The following is a 23716-nucleotide window of genomic DNA, read 5'->3' as shown; positions in this document are numbered from 1 at the left end:
CTCGGCCTCTCCCGCCCGTTCCGGCGGTGCCCGACCGCCGACATGTGGCCCACGTCACATGAATCGCCGGGAACTCGACGGCCCCGCTCACCGACCACTGCACCGCAACGGCCGAGTACGGCCCGTCGTCCCCTGCCCGACCGGAGAAGCCAGCCGATGTCCATCGCTCCCACGACCGAGACGGACGAGTCCACGCGACCCGTCACCCCCGCCACCGGACGCGGCGCCTGGGCGCCGCTGCGCCCGCTGGTGCTTCGGCTGCACTTCTACGCCGGAGTGCTCGTCGCCCCGTTCCTGCTGGTCGCCGCCACGACCGGATTCCTGTACGCGGCGTCGTTCCAGGCCGAGAAGATCCTGTACTCGCACGAGATGACCGTCCCGGTGGGCGACGAGAAGCTGCCGGTCTCCGAGCAGGTCGCCGCCGCCCGCAAGGCCCACCCGGAGGGCACGGTCTCCGCCGTGCGCCCGTCGCCCGAGGACGACGAGACCACCAGGGTGATGCTGTCCGGCGTCTCCGGCATCGGCGAGACCCACACCCTCGCCGTGTTCGTCGACCCGTACACCGCCAAGGTCCGCGGCGCGCTCGAACAGTACGGATCCACCGGAGCCCTGCCGCTCCGCACGTGGATCGACGAGTTCCACGCGAACCTGAAGCTCGGCGACAACGGGCGGCTCTACAGCGAGCTCGCCGCCAGCTGGCTGTGGGTCATCGCGGCCGGCGGCCTGGTGCTCTGGTTCGGCCGCCGTCGCACGCAGCGCAAGATACGCGGAACCAGCGGCCGCCGCCGCACGCTCGGCCTGCACGGCACGGTCGGCGTCTGGGCCGCCCTCGGCTTCCTCTTCCTCTCCGCGACAGGCCTGACCTGGTCGACGTACGCCGGAGCGAACATCGACGAGCTGCGCACCTCCCTCCGGCAGGCGACCCCGTCGGTGTCGGCCGCCACGGGCGGCGAGCACTCCGGCCACGGAGCCGGTGCGGCAGAGGGCGGTGTCGAGCACGGCGTCGGCCTCGACAAGGTGCTGGCCGCCGCGCGCGCGAAGGGCCTGGGCGACCCGGTGGAGATCGTCCCGCCCGCCGACGCCTCGTCGGCCTACGTCGTCAGGCAGGTCCAGCGCAGCTGGCCCACCAAGCAGGACGCGGTCGCGGTCGACCCGACGACCGGCGAGGTGGCCGACACCGTGCGCTTCGCCGACTACCCGGTGCTGGCGAAGCTCACCCGCTGGGGCATCGACGCGCACACCGGCGTCCTCTTCGGCATCGTCAATCAGCTGGTACTGATGGCGCTCGCCCTCAGCCTGATCCTGCTGATCCTGTGGGGCTACCGCATGTGGTGGCAGCGGGGCCGCGCCTCGGCCTTCGGCCGTCCCGTACCGCGCGGCGCCTGGCAGCAGGTCCCCGCGCACGTCCTCGTCCCGCTGATGGCGGGCATCGCCGTCCTCGGGTACTTCGTCCCGCTCCTCGGCATCTCGCTGGCGGCCTTCATCGCGGTGGACGTGGTCCTGGGCGAGATCGCGTACCGCCGTGGCAAGCGCACCTACGGGCCGTCCAAGGAGGCCGTGAAGTAGCCGGTGGCGGGCCTGCCGCCGATGGGCCCGGGCCGGGCGGTCCGCCGGTGGCAGGGGAACCGGCGGACGACGAGAATCGTTCCTCCAGGACAGAACGACCCCGAGGAGCCCCTTCTTGTCCGCCAGACCGACGGACCCCCCGGGACACAGTCCCGGACCACCCCGCCCCTTCTCTCCTGAACGCGGCACACGGCGGGGTGGTGCCCGGTGAGTGCCGCTCTCGGCCTGCTGGCCGTCCTCCTGCTCACGGCCGGCACCGGCTACTTCGTCGCCCAGGAGTTCGCGTACGTCGCCGCCGACCGGCTCGCCCTCGCGCGCGAGGCCGCGGCGGGCGACCGCCGGGCCGCCCGCGCCCTGACGGTTTTGGAGCGGCTGTCCTTCATGCTGTCGGGCGCCCAGCTCGGCATCACCGTGACCGGCCTGGTCGTCGGCTTTCTCGCCGAGCCCTCCGTGTCCGCGCTGCTCAGGCCCGTCCTCACCGGCATGGGCATCCCGGACGGGGCGGTCACCGGCATCTCCGTGGTCCTCGCCTTCGTCACGGCGACCGTCCTGCAGATGGTCCTCGGCGAGCTGGCCCCGAAGAACCTGGCCCTCGCCGTGCCGGAGCGCCTCGCCAAGTCGCTGGCCGGCTCCACCATCGTGTATCTCAAGGCCGTCGGCCCTGTCGTACGCCTCTTCGACGGCGCCGCGAACCGGCTGCTGCGCCGGGTCGGCATCGAACCGGTCGAGGAACTGCACCACGGCGCGACCCTGGAGGAGCTCGGCCACCTCATCGGCGAGTCCCACGAGCAGGGGCAGTTGCCACGCGAGACCGCGGACCTGCTCGACCACGTCCTGGAGTTCTCCGAGCGGACGCTGGACGAGGTGATGGTGCCGCGCGCGGACGCGGTGTTCGTCCGCGGGGACGCCACGGCCGCCGAGGCGATCGAGCTGATCGCCGTGCACGGGCACTCCAACTACCCGGTCCTCGGCGACCACCCGGACGACATGACGGGCGTCCTCGGCGTACGCGAGCTGACGCGCGCCCAGGACAACGCCAGAGCGCGTGAACTGGCCCGTGTTCCCCTGGTTCTCCCGGACACGCTGCCCCTGCCGGACGCGGTGGCCAGGATGCGGGAGCGGGACGACGAGTTCGCCGTCGTGCTCGACGAACACGGCGGCGTGGCCGGCATCGTGACGTACGAGGACATCGCCGAGGAACTCGTCGGCGACATCGCCGACGAGTCCGACACCGTGACCGAGGTGGCCGTCGCCGACGGCGACGGCTGGATCGTGGACGCCGGGCGACGGCTGGACGAGGTCGCCGAGGCCACCGGCGTCGAGCTGCCCGAGGAGGACGACTACGACACCGTGGCGGGCCTCGTCGTGGACCGCCTCGGGCGCTTCCCGGCCATCGGCGACCGGATCGTCGTCGAACTGCCCGCGGGCGGCCGAGCGGTGATCGACGTACGGGCCCTGGACCGGCACGTGCCGGAACGGGTGCGCCTCGCACTCGGGGAGGACCCCGCATGAGCTTCCCCATGGCCCTCTTCGTGACCGTGCTGCTGCTCGTCGGCAGCGGGTTCTTCGTCGCCGCGGAGTTCGCTCTGGTGGCCGCCAAGCGGCACCGGCTTGAACAGGCCGCGGCGGCCGGACAGCGAGGCGCCAAGGCCGCACTGGCCGGGATGCGCGAGCTGTCCCTGATGCTCGCCGGCGCCCAGCTCGGCATCACCATCTGCACGCTGGGCCTCGGTTCGGTGTCCAAGCCCGCCGTGTCGCACGAACTCGACCCGCTGCTGCAACGGCTGGGACTGCCGAGCGGACTGAGCTACGGCGTCTCCTTCGCCCTCGCGATGGTCGTCGTCGTGTTCCTGCACATGGTGCTCGGCGAGATGGCGCCCAAGTCCTGGGCCATCGCCCATCCCGAGCGCTCCGCCATGCTGCTCACACCGTCCTTCAGGGCCGTGATCCGGGTCGTACGGCCGTTGATCTCGCTGCTCAACCGGGTGAGCAACGCGCTGGTGCGGCTCTGCAAGGTCACCCCGCGCGACGAGCTGGCGTCCGTCCACGACCGGGAGCAGCTCACGCACCTCGTGGCCGAGTCGGAGCGGCTCGGCCTGATCAGCGGGGAGGACTCCCGGCTCATCACCAGTTCGCTGACCGCACCCCAGCAGCCGGTCCGCGACCTCCAGGTGCCCGCGGAACGGATCGCGTCGGTGGCCCCCGAGGACGCCGTCGAAGCGGTGCTGCGGGCCTCGGGCGACAGCAACCGGACCAGGCTGCTCGTGCGGGACGGCGGCACGGTCCTCGGTTCGGTGCACGCCCGTGACGCGCTCATCGCCCGCTCCCGGGGCCGCACCGCGAGCGCCCGCGACCTGGCCCGGCCGGTACCGGAGCTCGCCCCCGACGACACGCTCGCGCACGCCGTCGACCAGCTCAGACAGCACAGGGCCTCACTGGCCGTGGTCCGTGACGCGGACGGCCGGCTGACCGGCCTGGTGAGCCTCGACGACCTGCTGGCCCACCTGATGGAGCCCCGGGCGGCGGTGTAGGCGAGGGGCCGGGGTCCCGCCTGTCGCGGCGGCCCCGGCCCCTGTCCGGCTCCGGTTCGTCGGCCCGTGGCCGGGACCGGTCTCCCGCGACGCGGGGACGGCAGCGGCCTTCGCCACCTCGGGAGACGGCCCCCGTCCGGCCCTCAGCCGCTCACAGCGAGTCGAAATCCCCCGTGAGGGCCGAGGCGAGCCGCAGGTGGGGTTCGGCCTCGTCGCCGCGGCCCTGGCGCTGCAGGGTGCGGCCGAGCATGAGGCGGGCGTAGTGCTCCACCGGGTCACGCTCGACGAGCTCACGCAAGTGTGCTTCCGCCCGGCCCAGTTGGGCCGAGTGGTAGTACGCGCGGGCCAGCAGCAGGCGGGGCCCCACCTGCTCGGGCACCTCCTCGACCAGGCCGTCGAGAACGCGCGCCGAGGCGGCGTAGTCCTTGGCGTCGAAGAACATCCGGGCGCGCTCCCAGCGCTCCGCGGCCGTTCCGTGGTCGTAGTACGTCGTGTCCACGTCTGACCTCCTTCGACGGGCAGAACCGCCCTCATTCGTTGAATATTCCACGACTGGCGGGTGGTGGCGGGGGTGCGCGTCGAGTGAGTGAGTGTGTGAGGGAAGCCGACGCCCTGGGGCGACGGCCGAGCGGGTTCCGGGGCGCCTGCGCCGGTTCCCGGCCGGGTGACCGCCGACGGGCGCGGGGACGGCCTGACGGACCCTCCTCCGCGGGGCTAGGTTGTCCGCCATGAGCAATCTTGATCGCGAGGCGGTTCCCGCTCCGTGCGGCGGCCGGGGTTTCGTGGTGGCCGAACCGGTGCGTGAACTCCTCAGCCCCCGCCGCGTCAAGCTCGGCGAGTCCAGCGAAGTCCGCCGTCTGCTGCCCAATCTGGGCCGACGCATGGTGGGCGCCTGGTGCTTCGTCGATCACTACGGTCCCGACGACATCGCCGACGAGCCCGGCATGCAGGTCCCGCCGCATCCGCACATGGGCCTGCAGACCGTCAGCTGGCTGCACGAGGGGGAGGTGCTGCACCGCGACTCCACGGGCAGCCTGCAGGCGATCCGCCCCCGTGAGCTGGGCCTGATGACCTCCGGCCGGGCCATCAGCCACTCGGAGGAGAGCCCCAGGCCGCACGCCCGTTTCCTGCACGGCGCGCAGCTGTGGGTCGCGCTGCCCGACAGCGACCGCCACACCGAGCCGCGTTTCGAACACCACAGCGAGCTGCCCGTCGTGACGGCCCCGGGCCTGCGGGCCACGCTCATCCTGGGCGGCGTCGACGGGGCGGTCTCACCCGGGACGACGTACACGCCGATCGTCGGGGCCGATCTGACGCTCGGTCAAGGTGCCGACGTACGCCTGCCGTTGGAGCCGGACTTCGAGTACGCCGTGCTGTCCATGTCCGGCGAGGTCCACGTGGACGGTGTGCCGCTGCTGCCCGGCTCCATGCTCTACCTGGGCTGCGGCCGCTCCGAACTGCCCCTGCGGGCGGAGTCGGACGCCGGCCTGATGCTCCTCGGCGGCGAGCCGTTCGAGGAGGAGCTGATCATGTGGTGGAACTTCATCGGGCGGTCCCAGGAGGAGATCGAGGAGGCCCGGCGGGGCTGGATGGAGGGCTCCCGCTTCGGCGAGGTGAAGGGTTACGACGGCGGTCCGCTGCCCGCTCCCGAACTCCCGCCCCTGCCGTTGAAGCCGCGCGGAAGGGTGCGTTGACCTGAACGCTGCCCGCACACGGCCGGACCCGGCCGTGTGCGGGCAGTTCTGTTCGGTCCGAAGCCGCCCCGCCCCGGGCCTTTCTGATGCATCGTCGGCATTTCTTCGAGCGTGTCGCAGCCGCCCACTGCTCAGCCAAGTGCGGCCAATGCCCCTTTTGTGTCTAGAGAAACCTACGAATCTGTGAATTCGGTGAACATCCTGTGGGCGCATCCGTATGGAAGGGAGCTACGCCCACAGCGGAAGTCCTGCCGGCTCCGAAGATGTTTAGAGAGGCCTCATGAGACGCAACACGCGCAAGAGATCGAGGACTGCCGGTCGGACGGTAGGCGCGGTCGCCGCACTCGCCCTGGGAGCCGGCGGGCTGGCTGTTGCCAACATCTACGCCTCGGCCGACGAGAGCGGTACGTCCAAGGGCACCGCGCAGAACCAGGCGGCGGCCGGATCCTCCACCATCGACTGTCCCGACGTCGGGCAGCAGCTGAAGGACGTTCCCGCCCAGGCCCGCACTCAGGTCGACCGGGAACTCGCCCTGCTCGACAAGCAGATCTCCGAGGCCTACCAGCGTCTTTCCACGTCGCAGAGGGCGATCCAGCAGGACGCCAACTTCGCGCAGAACGCGATCGTCGGCCCGCTGAAGGACAAGCGGAAGGCGACGATCGACCGGATCGCCACCGCCATCGGCCGCGTGGCCGCCAAGCCGCAGGGTCTGGACGCCCTGGCGCCCTGCACGCTGCGCGCCACCGGCAACCAGCCCGCCGCCGGCCAGCCCGCAGGCGGCAACGGCAACCAGGGCGGCAACAACACCAACGCCGGACAGGCCGGCAACGGCCCCGTCGCCGCCGACTTCGTCGACATCACCAAGGTCAAGGCGAACGTGAGCACGCCGGCCAGGTCGAAGAAGGCCTCGAAGGGCGTCTTCGTCAGCAAGTGCGGGGTGAACGCCAACAAGCTCTACAACAGCGACAACGTCATCGTCGCGCCCGGTGTCACCAACGGCGCCCACCACGTGCACGACTACGTCGGCAACCAGGACAACGACGCCTTCTCCAGCGACCAGGACTTCGCCAAGGCCGGGACGAGCTGTCAGAACAAGGGCGACAAGTCCTCCTACTACTGGCCGGTGCTGCGCCTGCAGGACGGCACCAAGGAGTTCGACGCCGACAAGCTGGGCGGCGGCGCCGAGGGCAACACGGGCCGCATCCTGACGGCCAAGAAGGCCACGCTGGACTTCGTGGGCAGCCCGCGCGGCAAGGTCGTGGCGATGCCCAAGTTCCTGCGCATCATCACCGGTGACGCCAAGGCGTTCACCAACGGCACGGCCAACGCCAACGCCTCCTGGAGCTGCACGGGCTTCGAGAACAAGGTCCAGCTCAAGGACAAGTACCCGCTCTGCCCGGCAGGCAAGGACGTGGTGCGCACCTTCAAGTTCCAGAGCTGCTGGGACGGTAAGAACATCGACAGCGCCAACCACCGCACGCACGTGGCCTTCGCCGACGCGGGCGGCAACTGCCCGAGCGGCTTCCGGGCCATCCCGCAGCTGGTGCAGCGCCTGGTCTACGACGTCGACGCGCCCAGCCTGAAGGACAACGGCAAGACCCGTCCGCTCTTCGCGCTGGACGGCTTCCCGGAGCAGGCGCACAAGCCCGGCACCGACCACGGTGACTTCATCAACGTCTTCGACGCGCGGGTGACGAACAAGATGGTCCAGTGCATCAACACGGGTCGCAGGTGCAGCTGAGTCCCCGAGGGCGGCCGGCGTCAGCACCTCGGACGGCGGCCGCCCGAGCGCCTCAACGCCTCCACCGGGCCCAGCTCCGGTGAGGTGAGGGGCAACGGCCGACGGCCGCCGCCTGCTGCGCGAGTCCCGCAGGTGGCGCTGTCGCTGTGAGAAGTCTCCGTCATCCCCCTCGGCCGGACCGGTCGAGGGGGATGGCTGTGTCCGGGGGCGATGCGCCCCGCCCTCCGCCCGGCAGCTATCGGACGGAAGCGCTGCCGGGCGCGCCGGTGAACTCGTCCCGGTGGCCGCCCGTCGACCGCCGGGCCAGCAGGCGCAGACACGCCACGGGACGGTCCCGCACGGGGCGCCGGGCCACCGAGGCACCTCGGGCCGCCACCGACTCCAGCCGCTGATGGTGCAGGTCCAGCACGAAACGCATCAGCCGCCGGTGCTCGGCGGGGCAGTGCTCCAGCAGCACGCCGGCCTCGCGGAGCGTGGCACGCGCGGTCTGGGCGGTGGCCGCGATCAGCGCGCGTACGCCGGGCAGGTCGCGCCCCTGTTCGAGATCCGCGCGCGCGATGCCGTACCGGTCGAGATCGCTGACGGGCAGGTACAGGCGCCCGCCGCGCAGGTCCTCGGACAGGTCGGTCAGGATGTCCGTCCGCTGGGCCGCGTCGGCGAACAGGCGGCAGGCCGCGGCGAACTCGGCGCTGCCCCCGCCCTGGTGGGCCAGACCAGAGGTGATCATCAGGAACGGCCAGGTGAGCTGCTCCACGTACCGCTGGTAGTCGGCCTCGGTGGCGAAGCCGGCGAAGTCGAGGTCGATCCGCGCGCCGTCCAGGTACGAGTCGACCCATCGGCGCGGCAGCTCCCGGGTGGCCGCGGTGTGCAGGAACGCCCGCAGCAGCGGATGCCCGGCGCTTCCCGAGTCCAGCGCGGTGCGCACCTGTGCGTCCCACGCGTCGTAGCGCCGGGTGCGCTCCAGGACCGTGCCCCGGTCGCAGATGTCGTCGGTGAACGCCGCGAACGCGTAACCGGCGAGCGCATGGGGCTGATGGGCGACGGGCACCATCAGGCGCACCGCCAGATATCCGGCCGGCTCCCGCCGCCACATGAACCGCGCGACCTTTGTGTAGTCGTCACGCAACACGCCCTGGCGCACCTCGGCCGCTTCCAGGCTCCTCCGCCAGGTCCGCACGTATATCTCCCCTGAGACAGCCACTTTTCACAACCAAAGCGACGCGCAGGCTATCAGTCACGTGATCTTCCAAGGACGGCAGGTCCTCGCCGTCACCGCCGCCTGCGGAGGGTGAACGCGGCGCCCGCCGTGATCAGGAGTCCCGCCGCGCCGCCCGCGATGAGGGGCAGGGCCAGGGCCTGGCTGCCGTTCCCCGAGGTGGGGGAGGAGACCGCCTCACCAGGGGCGCTGGTCACCGTCTCCGACGGCTGCACGGGTGTGACGGCGACGTCGTCCGGAGCCTTCGAGGGCGTGGGGGTGGGGGTGGGAGCCGCCGTGGTCCGTGCCGCGGCGGACCTCGTCGGCCGCTCCACCGGCTTCGGAGTCGTGGAACCGGCGGCCCCCGCGTTCTCCTTCGCCCCGGGGAAGACGACGTCCGAGCACGAGTAGTACGTGTCCGGCGTGCTCGAGTTCTGCCAGATCGTGTACAGCAGGTGGCGTCCGGTGCGGTCGGACGGCAGCTTGCCCCTGATCCGGTAGGCGCCGTTCACGAGCGCGGGGTCGGTGGCCGTCGCGAAGGGCTGCGACGCCAGGTCGGACCACTTGAGCGGTGCGGCCGGGTCGTAGCCCTCCTTCGTCAGGTACAGCTTGAACGTGCCCGTGTGCGGGATCGTCGACCGGTAGGTGAGCGTCAGGTCCGCCCCGGCGCTCAGCCGGGTCGCAGGCCAGTCGGCGCGGGCCAGGTCCAGGCCCCGGTAGGCCGCGATGCCCGCGCTGCACAGCTTGCCGTCGGGGACGACCTGCCGGTCCCGGCCGTCGACGCCCGCCAGCCGCAGGTTGTCGAACGCGGCGACGCCGGAGGCGGTGGCGGCCCGGCAGACCGCCGACTGCGCCTGCTGCCCGCCGGGGGAGCAGGCCGCCACCCTGCTGACCGGATCCGTCGGCGCCCCGTGCGCGGCGGCGGGCCCGGCGGCCCACACCGCGAGCAGGAGCGGGGCCAGCCCGGCGAGGGCGGCGGTGCGGTGTGCGGTCATGGGCGGAACTCCTCCTGGCACGGCAGACGGGTCGGGCCCGCTGCCCAGGAAGTACGGGGGAGGCACGAAGACCGTTCAACTCCCCCCGTACGGGCCGTCACTACGCGCCGCCGGCCGCCCGCCCCGCTGGAATGGACCCGTCACCGCGCCCCCGGACGACTGCCTCGCGCGCAACGAGTGGATCTGCGGCGCGTGTCTGAGCACCCGCCGCGAGATCCTCCTCGACGCGGTCGGCCGGCACCTCCGGCTGACGGCCCTCAACGTCCTCATCGGTCTGGTCCTCGCCCTCCCGCCGGCCGTACTGGCGCGCCGCTGGGGCTGGGCGGCGGGTCCGGTGCTCGCCGTCACGACGGTCCTCTGCACGATCCCGTCGCCGGCCGTGCTCTCGCTGCTCCTCGCGATGTCCTCGCCGTCCAGCAGGATCCGGCCGGAGGTCGGCTCGATGAGGCGGTTGACCATCATCATGGTCGTCGTCCTGCCGCAGCCGGACGGGCCCACGAGCGTGACGAGTTCGCCCTCGGACACCTCGAAGGAGAGCCCGTCCACGGCGGTCGTACCGTGCGGATACCGCTTGGTGACCTCTTCGAACCGGATCATGACCTCACGCCTACCGCGTCGGTCACTCTCCGCTCACCAGCACCACCTCCAGGGTGCGCGGACCGTGCACCCCCTCGACGCGGTCGAGTTCGATGTCACTGGTGGCGGAGGGCCCCGAGATCCAGGTCAGCGGACGGGCCGGGTCGACGCGCTCCAGCCCCTGGGGCACGGAGGACACGACCTGGCCGGGCACGCGTACGACGCAGATGTGGTGGTCCGGGACCAGTGTGATCCGGCGGCGGCCCTGGTCCGGGCCCCCGTCCAGCACGATGGTCCCCGTCTCCGCGATGGCGACGGCGCAGGCCGTGACCACGCTGTCGACGCGGTCCAGTTCGGCCGGGGTGTTCGCGGCGCTGTCGGGCACCCGCGTGACGTCGGTGGCCGCGAGCCACCCCGGATCCAGGCCCGTCGGTACGGCGACCGACACCGAGCCCCGCCCGGCCAGCAGCCGGGCGATCGTCGCCGCCAGCTCGCCGGCCGAGCAGCGGTGCACGATCGCCCGGTAGTCCGCCAGGTTCTCCGCCAGCAGATCCACCGTCTGCTCGACGCTCCGGTTCCCGTGCTCGCGCAGGTACCCGCGCTCGACGGCCCGGTCGTACGGCGCGTCGTCCCGAGGCACGTCCGCGAGCGCGCGTCGCACCCGGGCCAGGATCAGGTCCCTGCTGCTCACTTCGACGAGTCCTTTCCGCCGTTCGTCCGCTGCCACCAGTCACGGAACGGCTCCGCGGGCACCGCGGGCAGCGCACGGGTGTCACTCCACGCCTTGCCCGGCCCGGGCAGCGTCCGTGGATGGAAGCGACGCGTCCGGGACGCGAGCCGCTGGCCGGTGCGCAGCGCGCCCGGGCGGCCGAAGGCCCACCGCGCGGCGCGCATCGCCGCCCGCTCGGCGGCGTGCCCCTTCGCGGGCTTGACCATGACCCTGGCGCCCTCGCGGGTCACGGGACCGCCCTGGACGATCCGCTCCCGCAGATGCACCAGTACCTCCGGGATGTCGATCGCCACCGGGCACACGTCGTAGCAGGCGCCGCACAGCGACGACGCGTACGGGAGCGAGGCGTCGATCTCGCTCTGCGTGCCGCGGAGTTGAGGGCTGAGGATCGCGCCGATCGGGCCCGGGTAGACCGACCCGTACGCGTGGCCGCCGGCCCGCTCGTACACCGGGCAGACGTTGAGACACGCCGAGCAGCGGATGCAGCGCAGGGCCTGGCGGCCGACCTCGTCGGCGAGGGTGTCGGTGCGGCCGTTGTCGATGAGGACCAGGTGGAAGGTCTGCGGGCCGTCAGCCGTCCCGGCGTCCGTCGTGCCCGTCCAGGTGGAGGTGTACGGGTTCATGCGCTCGGCGGTGGAGGAGCGGGGGAGGGTCTGGAGGAAGACCTCCAGGTCCTGCCAGGTCGGCACGATCTTCTCGATGCCGACGACCGAGATCAGTGTCTCGGGCAGGGTCAGGCACATCCGGCCGTTCCCCTCGGACTCCACGACGACCAGGGTGCCGGTCTCGGCGACCATGAAGTTGGCGCCGGAGATGCCGACCTTGGCGCGCAGGAACTTCTCGCGCAGGTGCAGCCGCGCGGCGTCGGCCAGTTCCGCGGGTGTGTCGGTCAGTCCCTCGGGCGCCGGGCGGCCCCACGCGCCCATCTCGCGCGCGAAGATGTCGCGGATCTCGCCACGGTTGCGGTGGATGGCGGGGACGAGGATGTGGGAGGGCCGGTCCTTGCCCAGCTGCACGATCAGCTCGGCGAGATCGGTCTCGTAGGCGCGGATGCCCTCGGCTTCGAGCGCCTCGTTGAGGCCGATCTCCTGCGTGGCCATCGACTTGACCTTGACGACCTCGCTCTCGCCGGTGGCCTTGACGAGGTACGTGACGATCCGGTTGGCCTCGTCCGCGTCGGCCGCCCAGTGCACGGTGCCGCCCGCCGCCGTGACCGACTCCTCCAACTGCACCAGGTACCGGTCGAGATGACGGAGTGTGTGGTCCTTGATCTGCTTGCCGGCCTCACGCAGCGCGGCCCAGTCGGAGACCTCCGCGACCGCGTTCGCCCGCTTGGCGCGGATGGTGTGGGTGGCGTGGCGCAGGTTCCCGCGCAGGGTCTGGTTGTGGACGGCTTCGTGCGCCGCCTTCGGGAAGGCCGGCATCCCGACGAAAGTTCCACCGCTCATGAGCCCGGCTCCTGTCCGCAGTCCCTGTTCATGCCGCCGGCTCCTCCTCCGTGCTCGCCAGGATCTCCGCGATGTGCACCGGGCGCATGCCCGTCCTGAGCCGGGTCATGGTGCCGCCGATGTGCATGAGGCAGGAGTTGTCGGCGGCGCACAGAACGTCGGCGCCCGTCGACTCCGCGTTGCGGACCTTGTCCGCGCCCATCGCCGCCGATACGTCGGAGTTCTTGAGGGCGAAGGTGCCGCCGAAGCCGCAGCACTCGTCCGCGCCGGGCAGCTCCTTCAGGTCGAGGCCCTTCACGGACTGGAGCAGCCGGCGCGGCCGGTCGCCGAGGCCCAGACCGCGCAGGCCGTGACAGGTCGGGTGGTACGTGACGCTGTGCGGGTAGTACGCACCCACGTCCGTCACCCCGAGCACGTCCACCAGGAACTCCGTGAGCTCGTACGTCTTGGGCACGACCGGTGCGAGAGTCGCGGCGAGGCTGTCGCCGCGGCCCTCGGCGCGCGCCCGCTCGCCCATGCGCGGGTACAGCTCGCGCACCATCGCGCCGCACGACCCGGACGGGGTCACGATCGCCTCGTACCCACCGAAGACATCGGAGAAATGCCGGGCCAGCGGTTCTGCCTCGTGCCGGTATCCGGTGTTGTAGTGCGCCTGCCCGCAGCAGGTCTGCGCCATCGGGAAGTCGACGTCGACGCCCAGCCTGGTCAGCAGTTTCACCACGGCACGGCCCGTGTCCGGATAGAGCGTGTCGTTGACACAGGTCAGGAACAGGGCGACACGCATCGCAGCTCCTTGGGGTCGGTCATCGGATGAGTGCACGATACGCGGCGCCGGCCCCGCTGAAAATGCTGATCGACAGCTGCGGGCCGTCCGTGGCTGGGCGCGGAGTTCCCCGCGCCCCTTCGGGGCGCCTGCGCTGGGGCGGGATGTCGTGTCATCGGCCGGAGAGGCGGGCTTCGGCCGCCTGCCACGCCGCGGTGCTGCCCTGCGGCTCGTAGCGGGTCAACGGTTGCGTACGGGCGAGCAGTTCGCGCATCGACGCGCGGTCGCCGACCTGGCCGTGCGCCCGGGCCTGCACGAGCACGTTGCCCAGGGCCGCCGCCTCCGCCGGGCCCGCCACGACCGGCAGGCCGCAGGCGTCGGCGGTGAGCCGGCACAGCAGGGCGTTGCGGGTGCCGCCGCCGACGATGTGCACGACGTCCACCGGGTGGTCGGCCAGCTCCTGCGCCTGCGCGACGGCCCGCCGGTGGGCGAGCGCGAGCGAGTCGAGGATGCAGCGGGTGATCTCGGCGGGCGACTCGGGCACGGGCTGGCCCGACTCCCGGCAGGCGTCGGCGATCCGGGACGGCATCCGGCCGGGAGCCAGGAAGGCGGCGTCGCCCGCGTCCACGACGGACCGCAGCGACGGCACCTCGGCGGCGGCTGACAGGAGGTCTCCCAGGTCGGGGTGTCCCCATTCCCGTACGCACTCCTGGAGCAGCCAGAGCCCCATGATGTTGCGCAGATGGCGGACCGTGCCGTCCAGGCCCAGTTCGTTGGTGAAGTTCGCCGCGCGGCTCGCCTCGGTGAGGACGGGCGACTCCAGCTCCAGGCCCACCAGGGACCAGGTGCCGGTGCAGATGTAGGCGAAGCGCTCGCCGCCCGCGGCCGGGACCGCGGCGACCGCCGAGGCGGTGTCGTGCGAGCCGACCGTCGTCACCGGCACCGGGCCCGTCAGTCCGGTCTCCTCCAGCACGCGTCGCCGGAGCAGCCCCGCCGGGTCGCCGGGCCGCCGCAGCGGCGCGAACAGCTTCAGGTCGATGCCGAGCCGCTCCGCGACGTCGTACGACCAGTCGCCGGTGCGCGGGTCGATCAGCTGCGTGGTGGAGGCGTTGGTGAGCTCGGTGCCCGCCTCACCCGTGAGCCAGTACGTCAGCAGGTCGGGGATGAGCAACAGGCGTTTCGCGGAGGCCAGTTGGGCCGAGGAGCGGGCCGCGACCAGCTGGTACAGGGTGTTGAAGGGGGCGTACTGGAGCCCGGTCGCCGCGTAGAGGTCGGCGGCGGGCACGGTGGCCCACACCTTCTCCGCGACGCCCTCGGTGCGGGCGTCGCGGTAGTGCACCGGGTTGCCGAGCAGCGCCCCGTCGGCGTCGAGCAGGCCGTAGTCCACGGCCCAGCTGTCGATGCCGACCGAGTCGACCTGCCCTGCCGCGCGCAGGCCGTCGAGGACCCCCGCGTACAGCGCGAGAATGTCCCAGCGCAGCCCTTCGGGCGTGCGCACCGGCCGGTTCGGGAAGCGGTGGGCCTCCGTCAGCTCCAGCGAGTCGGGGCCCACCCGGCCGACCATGACGCGTCCGCTGGACGCGCCGAGGTCGACCGCTGCGTATGACCTCCCGGCCGTCCCTCCGGACCCCTGAGACGTCTGGGACCTCCCGGACGCGTGCGTCATCGGAGGAACGCGGCGGCGACGCCGGCGTCGACCGGCACGTGCAGACCGGTGGTGTGCGTGAGGTCGCCGCCCGTCAGGGCGAACACGGCGTTCGCGACGTGCTCCGGCAGGACCTCGCGCTTGAGGATGGTCCGCTGGGCGTAGAACTCGCCGAGCTTCTCCTCCTCGATGCCGTAGGTCGCCGCGCGCTGCGCTCCCCAGCCGCCCGCGAAGATGCCGGAGCCGCGGACGACCCCGTCGGGGTTGATGCCGTTGACGCGGATGCCGTACTCGCCCAGCTCGGCGGCGAGGAGCCGCACCTGGTGGGCCTGGTCGGCCTTGGTCGCCGAGTAGGCGATGTTGTTCGGACCGGCGAAGACCGCGTTCTTGGACGCGATGTAGAGGACGTCGCCGCCGAGCTCCTGCGCGATCATCACCCGGGCCGCCTCGCGCGAGACGAGGAACGAACCGCGGGCCATGATGTCGTGCTGCAGGTCCCAGTCCTTCGCCGTGGTCTGCAGGAGCGGCTTGGAGATGGAGATGCCGGCGTTGTTCACGACCAGGTCGACGCCGCCGAAGGCGAGGACCGCCGCCTTGAAGGCCTCGGCGATCTGCTCCTCGGACGTCACGTCGACGGTGACGGCCACGGCCTTGTCGGGGCCGCCGAGCGCGGTGGCGACGTCGGCCGCGTTCTGCGCGTTCAGGTCCGCGATCACGACACAGGCGCCCTCGGCGACGAGCCGCTCGGCGATCGCCCTGCCGATGCCGCTGCCCGCGCCCGTCACCAGCGCCACCCGTGTGGCGAGCGGCTTGGGCTTCGGCATCCGCTGGAGTTTGGCCTCCTCCAGAGCCCAGTACTCGATGCGGAACTTCTCCGACTCCTCGATCGGCGCGTACGTCGAGACGGCCTCCGCCCCGCGCATCACGTTGATCGCGTTGACATAGAACTCGCCGGCCACGCGCGCCGTCTGCTTGTCCTTGCCGAAGGAGAACATGCCGACTCCGGGGACCAGCACGATCGCCGGGTCCGCGCCGCGCATCGCGGGGGAGTCGGCGTCGGCGTGCCGCCGGTAGTAGGCGGCGTACTCCTCGCGGTACCCGGCGTGCAGCTCCTTCAGCCGGGCGACCGCCTCGTCCAGCGAGGAGGTGGGCGGCAGGTCGAGGACGAGCGGCCTGACCTTCGTCCGGAGGAAGTGGTCCGGGCAGGAGGTGCCGAGGGCGGCGAGGCGCGGGTGCTCGGCGCTCGCGAGGAAGTCGAGGACGACCTCGGCGTCGGTGAAGTGCCCGACCTGCGGACGGTCCTTGGAGGCCAGGGACCGGATCACCGGCGCGAGGGCGGCGGCGCGTTCCCGGCGCTCGGCGGCGCCGAGCGCCGCGTACCCCTCGACGACGGGACCGAACGGCTCGGGCTTCCCGCGCTCCGCGAGGAACTCCTCGGCCCTGCGGATGATGTGCAGCGAGTTGCGCTCGCACTCCTCGGCGGTCTCGCCCCAGGCGGTGATGCCGTGGCCGCCGAGGACACAGCCGATGGCTTCCGGGTTGGCCTCCTTCACCGCCGCGATGTCCAGCCCGAGCTGGAAGCCCGGCCGGCGCCACGGCACCCACACCACGCTGTCCCCGAAGCACTCGGCGGTCAGCTTCTCCCCGTCGGCCGCACAGGCGAGCGCGATACCCGAGTCCGGGTGCAGGTGGTCCACGTGTGCCGCGTCCACGAGCCCGTGCATGGCGGTGTCGATCGAGGGAGCCGCCCCGCCCTTGCCGTGCAGGCAGTAGTCGAACGCGGCGACCATCTCGTCCTCGCGCTCGACGCCCGGGTACACGTCCTTCAGCGCCAGCAGCCGGTCGATCCGCAGCACGGCGAGCCCGGCCTCGGTGAGGGTCCCCAGGTCACCACCGGATCCCTTGACCCACATCAGCTCGACGTCGCCACCGGTCACGGGGTCGGTGCCGGTCCCCTTGGCGGAGGTGTTGCCGCCCGCGTAGTTGGTGTTACGGGGATCGGCACCGAGCCGATTGGACCGGCCGAGCAGAGCGGCGGCTTCAGGATGCGTTGCCATGTTCCAGTTCCTTAAGAGAGGAGAGAGGGGGAAGCCCCGGGAGGGGTGCGGGGAACTGCGCGACCGGCCGAAGCGGACCCGCGGGCGGCCCCCGGGCCTCCGGCCCGACGGCGAGTGGGCCGCGGTGCCCGGGCGGAGGGCGAGGCTAGGCGCCCCAACCGGCCTGCTGTCCCCCCACCCGCTCCGCTGCGATCTTCTGCGCCCAGCCGGAGGCGTGGTACGCCGCGATCGGGTCCGCGTCCAGCCCGAGCTCCTCCCGGACCTCGGCGACCAGCGGCCGCACGTCCGTGTTGTACGCGTCCATCACCACGGCGTTGGCGGCGAGCACGTCACCGGAGCGCTGGGCGGCGGTCAGGGCCTCCCGGTCGACGAGGAGCGCCTTCGCCGTCGCCTCCTGCACGTTCATCACCGAGCGGATGATCGCGGGGATCTTCGCCTCGATGTTGTGGCACTGGTCGAGCATGAACGCCACGTCCGCGGTGAAGCCGCCGCCCCGGATGACCTCGTACATGATCCGGAACAGCTGGAAGGGGTCGGCGGCACCGACCATCAGGTCGTCGTCCGCGTAGAACCGCGAGTTGAAGTCGAACGCCCCGAGCTTCCCCTCCCGCAGCAGGGTGGCGACGATGAACTCGATGTTGGTGCCCGGAGCGTGGTGCCCGGTGTCGACGACGACCTGGGCCTTGGGCCCGAGCTTGAGGCAGTGGGCGTAGGCGGTGCCCCAGTCGGGGACGTCCGTCGCGTAGAAGGCCGGCTCGAAGAACTTGTACTCCAGCAGCATCCGCTGGTCGTCCCCGAGCCGCTCGTACACGCGGGCGAGACCTTCGGCGAGGCGGTCCTGGCGCTCGCGGATGTCGTCCTGGCCGGGATAGTTCGTACCGTCCGCGAACCACAGCTTCAGGTCCTTCGAACCCGTGGCATCCATGATGTCGACGCATTCGAGCAGGTGGTCCACCGCCTTGCGGCGCACCGCGGCGTCCGGGTGGCAGATGCTGCCCAGCTTGTAGTCGTCGTCCTGGAAGGTGTTGGAGTTGATCGCGCCGAGCTTCAGGCCGCGCTCCTCGGCGTGCTTCGCCAGCGCCGCGTAGTCCTCGACCCTGTCCCAGGGGATGTGGAGGGCCACGGTCGGCGCGGCCCCCGTGAACTCGTGCACCTTCGCCGCGTCGTCCAGCTTCTCGAAAGGATCACGCGGAACCCCGGGCTGCGCGAACACCTTGAAACGGGTTCCCGAGTTCCCGTACGCCCACGACGGCGTCTCTACTGCCTGGGTCTTGAGGGCGGCCTTCACCGCGGCGAGCTCGGTCACTTCGGGGCTCCTGTGACTTCCGTTGTGGCATCGGGTCTGAACGACTTCTGAACCCATGGCTCTGAAACGATTCAGAAGGCAGAAGTTATGAGCCGCCCGAAAGGCTGTCAACCCCTGCGGCGATTACGCCTTGCCGTGACTCGGTTGTGACCTTTGGCTATCGAAAATTTCGGCCTGTACCCATTGACGTGACCTGGGCTACCTGCCTAACGTCCCGGCAACCTAGTTGAAACCTTTCACGACGTCGTGAGGCCGTATCGCCCGCGTCGTTGAGGAGCCCTCATGACCCACCGGTCCGACGCGGATCCGGCCCCCGTGCTGGCACTCGAGGACATCTCGAAGTCCTTCGGTGCCGTACGCGCCCTGCGGGACGTGTCCCTGGAACTCTTCCCTGGCGAAGTGCACGCACTCGCCGGTGAGAACGGCGCGGGCAAGTCGACCCTCATCAAGACGCTCGCCGGCGTGCACCGACCGGACGCCGGTCAGGTGCTCCTGGACGGCGAGCCCACCGTCTTCCACGGTCCGGCCGACGCCCGGGACGCGGGCATCGCCGTGATCTACCAGGAGCCCACGCTCTTCCCCGACCTGTCGATCGCCGAGAACATCTTCATGGGCCGCCGGCCCCGGCGCGCGCTCGGCCGCATCGACCACAAGGCCACGCACGCCGCGACCCTCGCCCTCATGCAGCGGCTCGGCGTCGAGCTCGACCCCGACCGCCCGGCGCGCGGCCTGTCCATCGCCGACCAGCAGATCGTCGAGATCGCCAAGGCGCTCTCCTTCGACGCCCGCGTGCTGATCATGGACGAGCCGACCGCCGCTCTCACCGGCAGCGAGGTGGCCCGCCTCTTCGGCGTCGTCCGCACGCTGCGCGAGCAGGGCTCGGCCGTGCTGTTCATCTCGCACCGGCTGGAGGAGATCTTCCAGATCTGCCGACGCGTCACGACGCTGCGCGACGGCGCCCTGATCTCCAGCGAACCGATCGACGGCATGACCGAGGAGGATCTCGTACGCCGCATGGTCGGCCGCGACCTCGACGAGCTCTACCCCAAGCAGGACGTCCGGCCGGGCGAGGTCGCGCTGAGCGTACGGCGGCTGACCCGCGAGGGTGTCTTCACCGATGTCTCCTTCGACGTCCGGTGCGGCGAGATCGTCGGCCTCGCCGGACTCGTCGGCGCCGGGCGCACGGAGGTCGCCCGGGCCGTCTTCGGAGTCGACCGCTGGGACGCCGGAGAGGTCGAGGTCGTCGGCAGGAAGCTGACGAACGGAGCGCCCTCCACAGCCATGGCCGCAGGTCTCGCCCTCGTCCCCGAGGACCGCCGCGCGCAGGGCCTGGTGATGGACATGTCCATCGAACGCAACATCGGCCTCACCGGACTGCGTACGACCGTCAGGGCCGGCCTGATGGACCGCGGCGCCGAGCGCAGCCGCTCCCTCGACTGGGCGGTCAAGCTCCAGGTCAAGTACGCCCGGATCGCCGACACCGTCAACACCCTGTCCGGCGGCAACCAGCAGAAGGTCGTCCTCGCCAAGTGGCTCGCCACCGGCCCGAAGGTGCTGATCGTCGACGAGCCGACCCGCGGCATCGACGTCGGCACGAAGGCCGAGGTGCACCGGCTGCTCAGCCAGCTGGCCGCCGACGGGGTGGCCGTCCTGATGATCTCCTCCGACCTTCCCGAGATCCTCGGCATGGCCGACCGGGTCCTCGTGATGCACGAGGGCCGGCTCACCGCCGAGATCGCACGCACCGACGCCACCGAGGAATCCGTGATGGCCGCAGCCACCGGGAGGGCGGCGTGAGCGACGCACGCGCGGCCGCCGGGCCGCAGACGAACACGATGGCCACACCTCTGCGCCGCGCGGGCGGAGAAGCGAACAGAAGGAGGATGGCGTGACGGTCACCGCTCCCAATCCCGCTCCCGCCGCCGAGGTGCCCAAGTCCAGCGGCACCCGGCTGGTGGACCGCGTCTTCAAGATGCGTGAACTCGCCATCCTGGTCGTCTTCCTGGTGATGATCGTCATCACCCAGATCGGCAACAGCGACTTCCTGTCCGAGCAGGGAATCAAGGACCTCCTGCTCAACGCGACCATCCTCGTGCTGGTCGCCACCGGCCAGTCGCTGGTCGTCATCACCCGCAACGTCGACCTGTCGGTCGGCTCGACACTCGGCATCAGCGCCTTCGCGGCCGGCACCTATCTGCAGGGCGGCGGCAACTCCGTCGTCGCCGTGGCCCTCGCGGTCCTGCTCGGCATCGGCTGCGGCCTGGTCAACGGACTGCTCGTCAGCCTCGGCCAGGTGCCCGCGCTCGTCGTCACCCTCGGCACGCTCTACATCATCCGCGGCATCGACTCCATCTGGGTCGGCTCCCGGCAGATCACGGCGGCCAACCTGCCCGACGGATTCATCGACTTCGGCTCCGGCGGCCTCTCCGCCGTCCCGTGGCTGGCGATGATCGCGCTGGTGGTGCTGGTCGCGACGGCCTACTACCTCAAGCACTTCGGCAGCGGCCGTGAACTGTACGCGCTCGGCTCCAACCCGGAGGCCGCCCGCCTCGCCGGCATCCCGGTACGCAAGCGGATCCTCGCCGCGTACACCTTCTGCGGCGCCCTCGCGGGTCTCGCCGGAGCGCTGTACCTCGCCCGGTTCGGCAACGTCGACTCCGGCACCGGCAACGGCTACGAACTCACCGTCGTCAGCGCGGTCGTGGTCGGCGGCGTCGTCTTCACCGGCGGCTCCGGCAGCGTCTACGGAGCGGCCCTCGGCGCACTGCTCCTCACCTCCATCAACAGCGTGCTGCCCGCGCTCGGCGTCAGCTCCGTCTGGGTGCTCGCCATCAACGGCATCCTGCTCATCCTCGCCATCGCGGTCGACCGGATCGTCGCCCTGCGCGTGGCGACCGCACTGAAGAAGAGGAACGCCCGCCATGGCTGACTCCGCTCTCACGCGCGCCGTCCGCCGGTCCGCATCCCTGAGGTGGGACGGAGCCGTCGGCGCCCTCCTCGTCGTCGTCCTGCTGCTGTCCTTCACCACCGTGGACGGCTTCGGCAACGCCCTCAACCTGTCGTTCCTACTCGGCAACACGCTGCCCATCGCGCTGATCGCCCTCCCGATGACCATGCTCGTGGTGTCCGGCGAGATCGACCTGTCGGTGGCCTCCACGGCAGGCCTGTCCGGCGCGGTGATGGGCGCCCTGTGGAACCAGGGCATGACCATCGAGACGATCATCCCGATCTGCCTGCTCCTCGGAGTGGTGTGCGGACTGATCAACGGCCTGCTGGTGACCCGGCTCGGCCTGCCGTCCCTCGCCGTCACCATCGGCACGCTCGCCGCCTACCGGGGCATCGCACAGATCGTGCTCGGCTCCGACGCGGTGACCGACTTCCCCACCCAGTACCTGGACTTCGCGTCCGGACGCATCGGCGACACCTTCGTCCCGTACGCGCTCCTGCCCTTCCTCGTGCTGCTCGCGATCGCCGTCGTCGCCCTGCACGCCACCCCGTTCGGGCGTTCGCTGTTCGCGACCGGCGCCAGCGAGGAGGCGGCGCGCTTCGCCGGCATCCGCGTCAAGCGGCAGAAGCTGATCCTGTTCACGGTGACCGGGTTCATGGCTTCGCTGACCGGCATCTTCTGGGCCCTGCACTACGCCAGCGCCCGCTTCGACAACGCCACGGGGCTCGAACTGTCCGTCGTGGCGGCCGTGCTGCTCGGAGGCGTCGACTTCGACGGCGGCAAGGGCACGCTCGGCGGCGCGATCGCCGGAGTGTTCCTGCTCGGGGCGCTCCAGAACGTCATGAGTCTGCAGGACGTCTCGGCGCAGTCACAGATCGTCGTCACCGGTGTCCTGCTGGTCCTGTCCGTGCTCGGTCCCCGGGTCGCACGGCAGATCTCCCTCGCGAGGGCGGGCCGCAGAGCGGCTTCCTCACCCACCTCCTCACCCACCTCCTCGTAACTCCCTCGTCACTCCCGTCGAAAGGCTCCACCACCATGTCCTCCACCAAGCTCCGCCGGGCCTGTGCGGCCCTGGCCGCCGTCACCTCCTTCGCCCTGGCCGCCACCGCCTGCGGCGGCGGAACCTCCAAGGACGACGTCAAGGAAGACAGCGGCTCGAACGCCGCCGCCGGCAAGGCCGACCCGAACGCGGCCACCAAGAAGGGCCTGACCGTCGGCTTCCTGCCCAAGGCGGTCAACAACCCGTACTTCACCACCGCCGACAAGGGCGGCGAGAAGGCGCTCACCGAGCTGGGTTCGAAGTACAAGGAGGTCGGCACCAGCAGCGCCACGGACACCTCCGGCCAGGTGAGCTACGTCAACACGCTCACCCAGCAGCAGGTCGACGCGATGGCCGTCTCCGCTCAGGACCCGGGCGCCCTGTGCACCGCGCTCAAGCAGGCCATGAAGAACGGCGTCAAGGTCGTCACGTACGACTCCGACACCAAGCCCGACTGCCGCAACGCCTTCGTCTCGCAGGCCAGCGCCGAGGCCCTCGGCCGCACCGAGGTCCAGCTCCTCGCCGAACAGCTGGACTACAAGGGCGAGATCGCGATCCTGTCCGCCGCGCAGACCGCGACGAACCAGAACACCTGGATCGAGTTCATGAAGGACGAACTCAAGGACCCCAAGTACAAGAACATGAAGCTGGTCAAGGTCGCCTACGGCAACGACGACGCCCAGCAGTCGTTCCAGCAGACCCAGGGCCTCCTCCAGGAGAACCCGAAGCTGGCGGGCATCATCTCCCCGACCACCGTCGGCATCAAGGCCGCCGCCCAGTACCTGTCGGGCTCCAAGTACAAGGGCAAGGTCAAGCTGACCGGCCTCGGCACCCCGAACGACATGCGCAAGTACGTGAAGAACGGCACCGTCGAGGCCTTCGAGCTGTGGGACCCGGCGAAGCTCGGCGAGCTGGCCGCGCGTACCGCCGTGGCGCTGTCCTCCGGTCAGATCACCGGCAAGGAGGGCGAGACCTTCAAGGCCGGTGACATGGGGACCTTCACCATCGGCAAGGACGGCGTGATCGACCTCGGCAAGCCGACCGTCTTCGACAAGAAGAACATCGACCAGTTCGACTTCTGATCCCCTTCGTCCACCGGGAGTTGCCCTTCATGCAGCGCGTCTGTTTCCTGCTCAAGGTCCGCGAGGACCGGCTCGACGAGTACCGCGAGCGGCATGCCGCCGTGTGGCCGGAGATGCTCGCAGCACTCTCGGCCACCGGCTGGCGCAACTACTCGCTCTTCCTTCGCGAGGACGGCCTGCTGGTCGGCTACTTGGAGACCGAGGACTTCGCGGCCGCGCAGGCAGGCATGGAGGCCGCCGAGGTCAACGCCCGCTGGCAGGCCGACATGGCGCCGTTCTTCGAATCGCTGGACGGCGCCAGGCCCGACGAGGCCATGAAGCCCCTCACCGAAGTGTTCCACCTCGCCTGACCGATGCGTTCACCCGCTCTTCCCCTCGCTCGTTCTCCTCCTCCCCGCACG

The 23716-nt window shown here is 71.1% G+C and carries 19 protein-coding genes and 2 pseudogenes; 11 read left to right on the top strand and 10 right to left on the bottom strand.

The features are described from left to right. The first annotated feature begins 156 nt into the window (after positions 1-156). From O1Q96_RS30495 to O1Q96_RS30485, 3 genes are all read left to right on the top strand, one after another. On the top strand, positions 157-1566 hold the full coding sequence (locus tag O1Q96_RS30495; RefSeq protein WP_269251221.1) for a PepSY-associated TM helix domain-containing protein: 1410 nt from the start codon (positions 157-159) through the stop codon (positions 1564-1566). Positions 1567-1773: 207 nt separating this feature from the next. Then, positions 1774-3078: a hemolysin family protein gene (locus O1Q96_RS30490; RefSeq protein ID WP_269251220.1), complete on the top strand. Its 1305-nt coding sequence runs from the start codon at positions 1774-1776 to the stop codon at positions 3076-3078. Further along, positions 3075-4097, top strand: coding sequence for a hemolysin family protein (locus O1Q96_RS30485; RefSeq protein ID WP_269251219.1), 1023 nt, complete (start codon positions 3075-3077; stop codon positions 4095-4097). The genes O1Q96_RS30490 and O1Q96_RS30485 overlap by 4 nt, the downstream gene beginning before the upstream one ends. Before the next feature lie 151 nt (positions 4098-4248). On the opposite strand, the gene O1Q96_RS30480 is transcribed toward O1Q96_RS30485, so the two are convergent. Next, positions 4249-4596 carry a tetratricopeptide repeat protein gene (locus O1Q96_RS30480; protein ID WP_217453293.1) on the bottom strand — a complete coding sequence of 116 codons (348 nt, stop codon included), beginning with the start codon at positions 4594-4596 and terminating at the stop codon, positions 4249-4251. Between the two features lie 229 nt (positions 4597-4825). Between O1Q96_RS30480 and O1Q96_RS30475 the strand changes: the two genes are divergently transcribed. Both O1Q96_RS30475 and O1Q96_RS30470 read left to right on the top strand, forming a co-directional pair. Then, positions 4826-5791, top strand: a complete 966-nt coding sequence (locus O1Q96_RS30475; RefSeq protein ID WP_269251218.1) for a pirin family protein — start codon at positions 4826-4828, stop codon at positions 5789-5791. Between the two features lie 280 nt (positions 5792-6071). Next, positions 6072-7532 (top strand): DUF1996 domain-containing protein, encoded by a 1461-nt coding sequence (locus O1Q96_RS30470; RefSeq protein WP_269251217.1) that lies wholly within the window; start codon positions 6072-6074, stop codon positions 7530-7532. Between the two features lie 235 nt (positions 7533-7767). Here the strand turns inward: O1Q96_RS30470 and O1Q96_RS30465 are convergent, their stop codons facing one another. Together O1Q96_RS30465 and O1Q96_RS30460 are read right to left on the bottom strand one after the other, a co-directional pair. After that, positions 7768-8709 (bottom strand): squalene/phytoene synthase family protein, encoded by a 942-nt coding sequence (locus tag O1Q96_RS30465; RefSeq protein ID WP_269251216.1) that lies wholly within the window; start codon positions 8707-8709, stop codon positions 7768-7770. Positions 8710-8801: 92 nt separating this feature from the next. Further along, positions 8802-9722, bottom strand: coding sequence for a lytic polysaccharide monooxygenase (locus tag O1Q96_RS30460; protein WP_269251215.1), 921 nt, complete (start codon positions 9720-9722; stop codon positions 8802-8804). Between the two features lie 181 nt (positions 9723-9903). Between O1Q96_RS30460 and O1Q96_RS30455 the strand changes: the two are divergent. Then, a pseudogene (locus O1Q96_RS30455) lies at positions 9904-10146 on the top strand (ABC transporter permease); the annotation flags it as partial. Here O1Q96_RS30455 and O1Q96_RS30450 read toward each other — a convergent pair. The 7 genes and pseudogenes from O1Q96_RS30450 to rhaI form a co-directional block, all read right to left on the bottom strand. Then, positions 10119-10319, bottom strand: a pseudogene (locus tag O1Q96_RS30450) (ATP-binding cassette domain-containing protein); the annotation flags it as partial. The pseudogenes O1Q96_RS30455 and O1Q96_RS30450 overlap by 28 nt on opposite strands. 22 nt (positions 10320-10341) lie before the next feature. Further along, positions 10342-10989, bottom strand: coding sequence for a LutC/YkgG family protein (locus O1Q96_RS30445; RefSeq protein WP_269251214.1), 648 nt, complete (start codon positions 10987-10989; stop codon positions 10342-10344). Beyond that, positions 10986-12452: a LutB/LldF family L-lactate oxidation iron-sulfur protein gene (locus O1Q96_RS30440; RefSeq protein ID WP_269253781.1), complete on the bottom strand. Its 1467-nt coding sequence runs from the start codon at positions 12450-12452 to the stop codon at positions 10986-10988. Before O1Q96_RS30440 ends, O1Q96_RS30445 begins: the two co-directional genes overlap by 4 nt. Positions 12453-12504: 52 nt before the next feature. Next, the gene (locus tag O1Q96_RS30435) at positions 12505-13260 is read right to left on the bottom strand and encodes a (Fe-S)-binding protein (RefSeq protein WP_269251213.1); all 756 of its coding nucleotides are present in this window, start codon (positions 13258-13260) and stop codon (positions 12505-12507) included. Between the two features lie 151 nt (positions 13261-13411). Further along, on the bottom strand, positions 13412-14905 hold the full coding sequence (locus O1Q96_RS30430; protein ID WP_419586973.1) for a rhamnulokinase: 1494 nt from the start codon (positions 14903-14905) through the stop codon (positions 13412-13414). Then, a complete protein-coding gene (locus O1Q96_RS30425; protein ID WP_269251211.1) occupies positions 14902-16941 on the bottom strand; it encodes a bifunctional aldolase/short-chain dehydrogenase in 2040 nt (679 codons plus the stop codon). The genes O1Q96_RS30430 and O1Q96_RS30425 overlap by 4 nt, the downstream gene beginning before the upstream one ends. A gap of 145 nt (positions 16942-17086) precedes the next feature. Further along, complete coding sequence (gene rhaI, locus O1Q96_RS30420) at positions 17087-18247, bottom strand: L-rhamnose isomerase (protein WP_269251210.1); 1161 nt, start codon at positions 18245-18247, stop codon at positions 17087-17089. A 282-nt stretch (positions 18248-18529) separates the two neighbouring features. Here rhaI and O1Q96_RS30415 point away from each other — a divergent pair, with 282 nt between their 5' ends. From O1Q96_RS30415 to O1Q96_RS30395, 5 genes are all read left to right on the top strand, one after another. Then, positions 18530-20044: a sugar ABC transporter ATP-binding protein gene (locus tag O1Q96_RS30415; RefSeq protein ID WP_269251209.1), complete on the top strand. Its 1515-nt coding sequence runs from the start codon at positions 18530-18532 to the stop codon at positions 20042-20044. Between the two features lie 91 nt (positions 20045-20135). Beyond that, positions 20136-21176, top strand: coding sequence for an ABC transporter permease (locus O1Q96_RS30410; protein ID WP_269251208.1), 1041 nt, complete (start codon positions 20136-20138; stop codon positions 21174-21176). Then, on the top strand, positions 21169-22194 hold the full coding sequence (locus tag O1Q96_RS30405; RefSeq protein WP_269251207.1) for an ABC transporter permease: 1026 nt from the start codon (positions 21169-21171) through the stop codon (positions 22192-22194). Before O1Q96_RS30410 ends, O1Q96_RS30405 begins: the two co-directional genes overlap by 8 nt. Before the next feature lie 35 nt (positions 22195-22229). Next, positions 22230-23315: a rhamnose ABC transporter substrate-binding protein gene (rhaS, locus tag O1Q96_RS30400; RefSeq protein WP_217453276.1), complete on the top strand. Its 1086-nt coding sequence runs from the start codon at positions 22230-22232 to the stop codon at positions 23313-23315. Positions 23316-23344: 29 nt separating this feature from the next. Continuing rightward, the gene (locus tag O1Q96_RS30395) at positions 23345-23665 is read left to right on the top strand and encodes an L-rhamnose mutarotase (RefSeq protein ID WP_269251206.1); all 321 of its coding nucleotides are present in this window, start codon (positions 23345-23347) and stop codon (positions 23663-23665) included. Positions 23666-23716: the final 51 nt, after the last annotated feature.

The sequence above is a fragment of the Streptomyces aurantiacus genome, from assembly GCF_027107535.1.
Classification (GTDB): domain Bacteria; phylum Actinomycetota; class Actinomycetes; order Streptomycetales; family Streptomycetaceae; genus Streptomyces.
The sequence above is the reverse complement of the archived record's forward strand: the minus strand, read 5'-3'. Positions and strand labels throughout refer to the sequence as shown.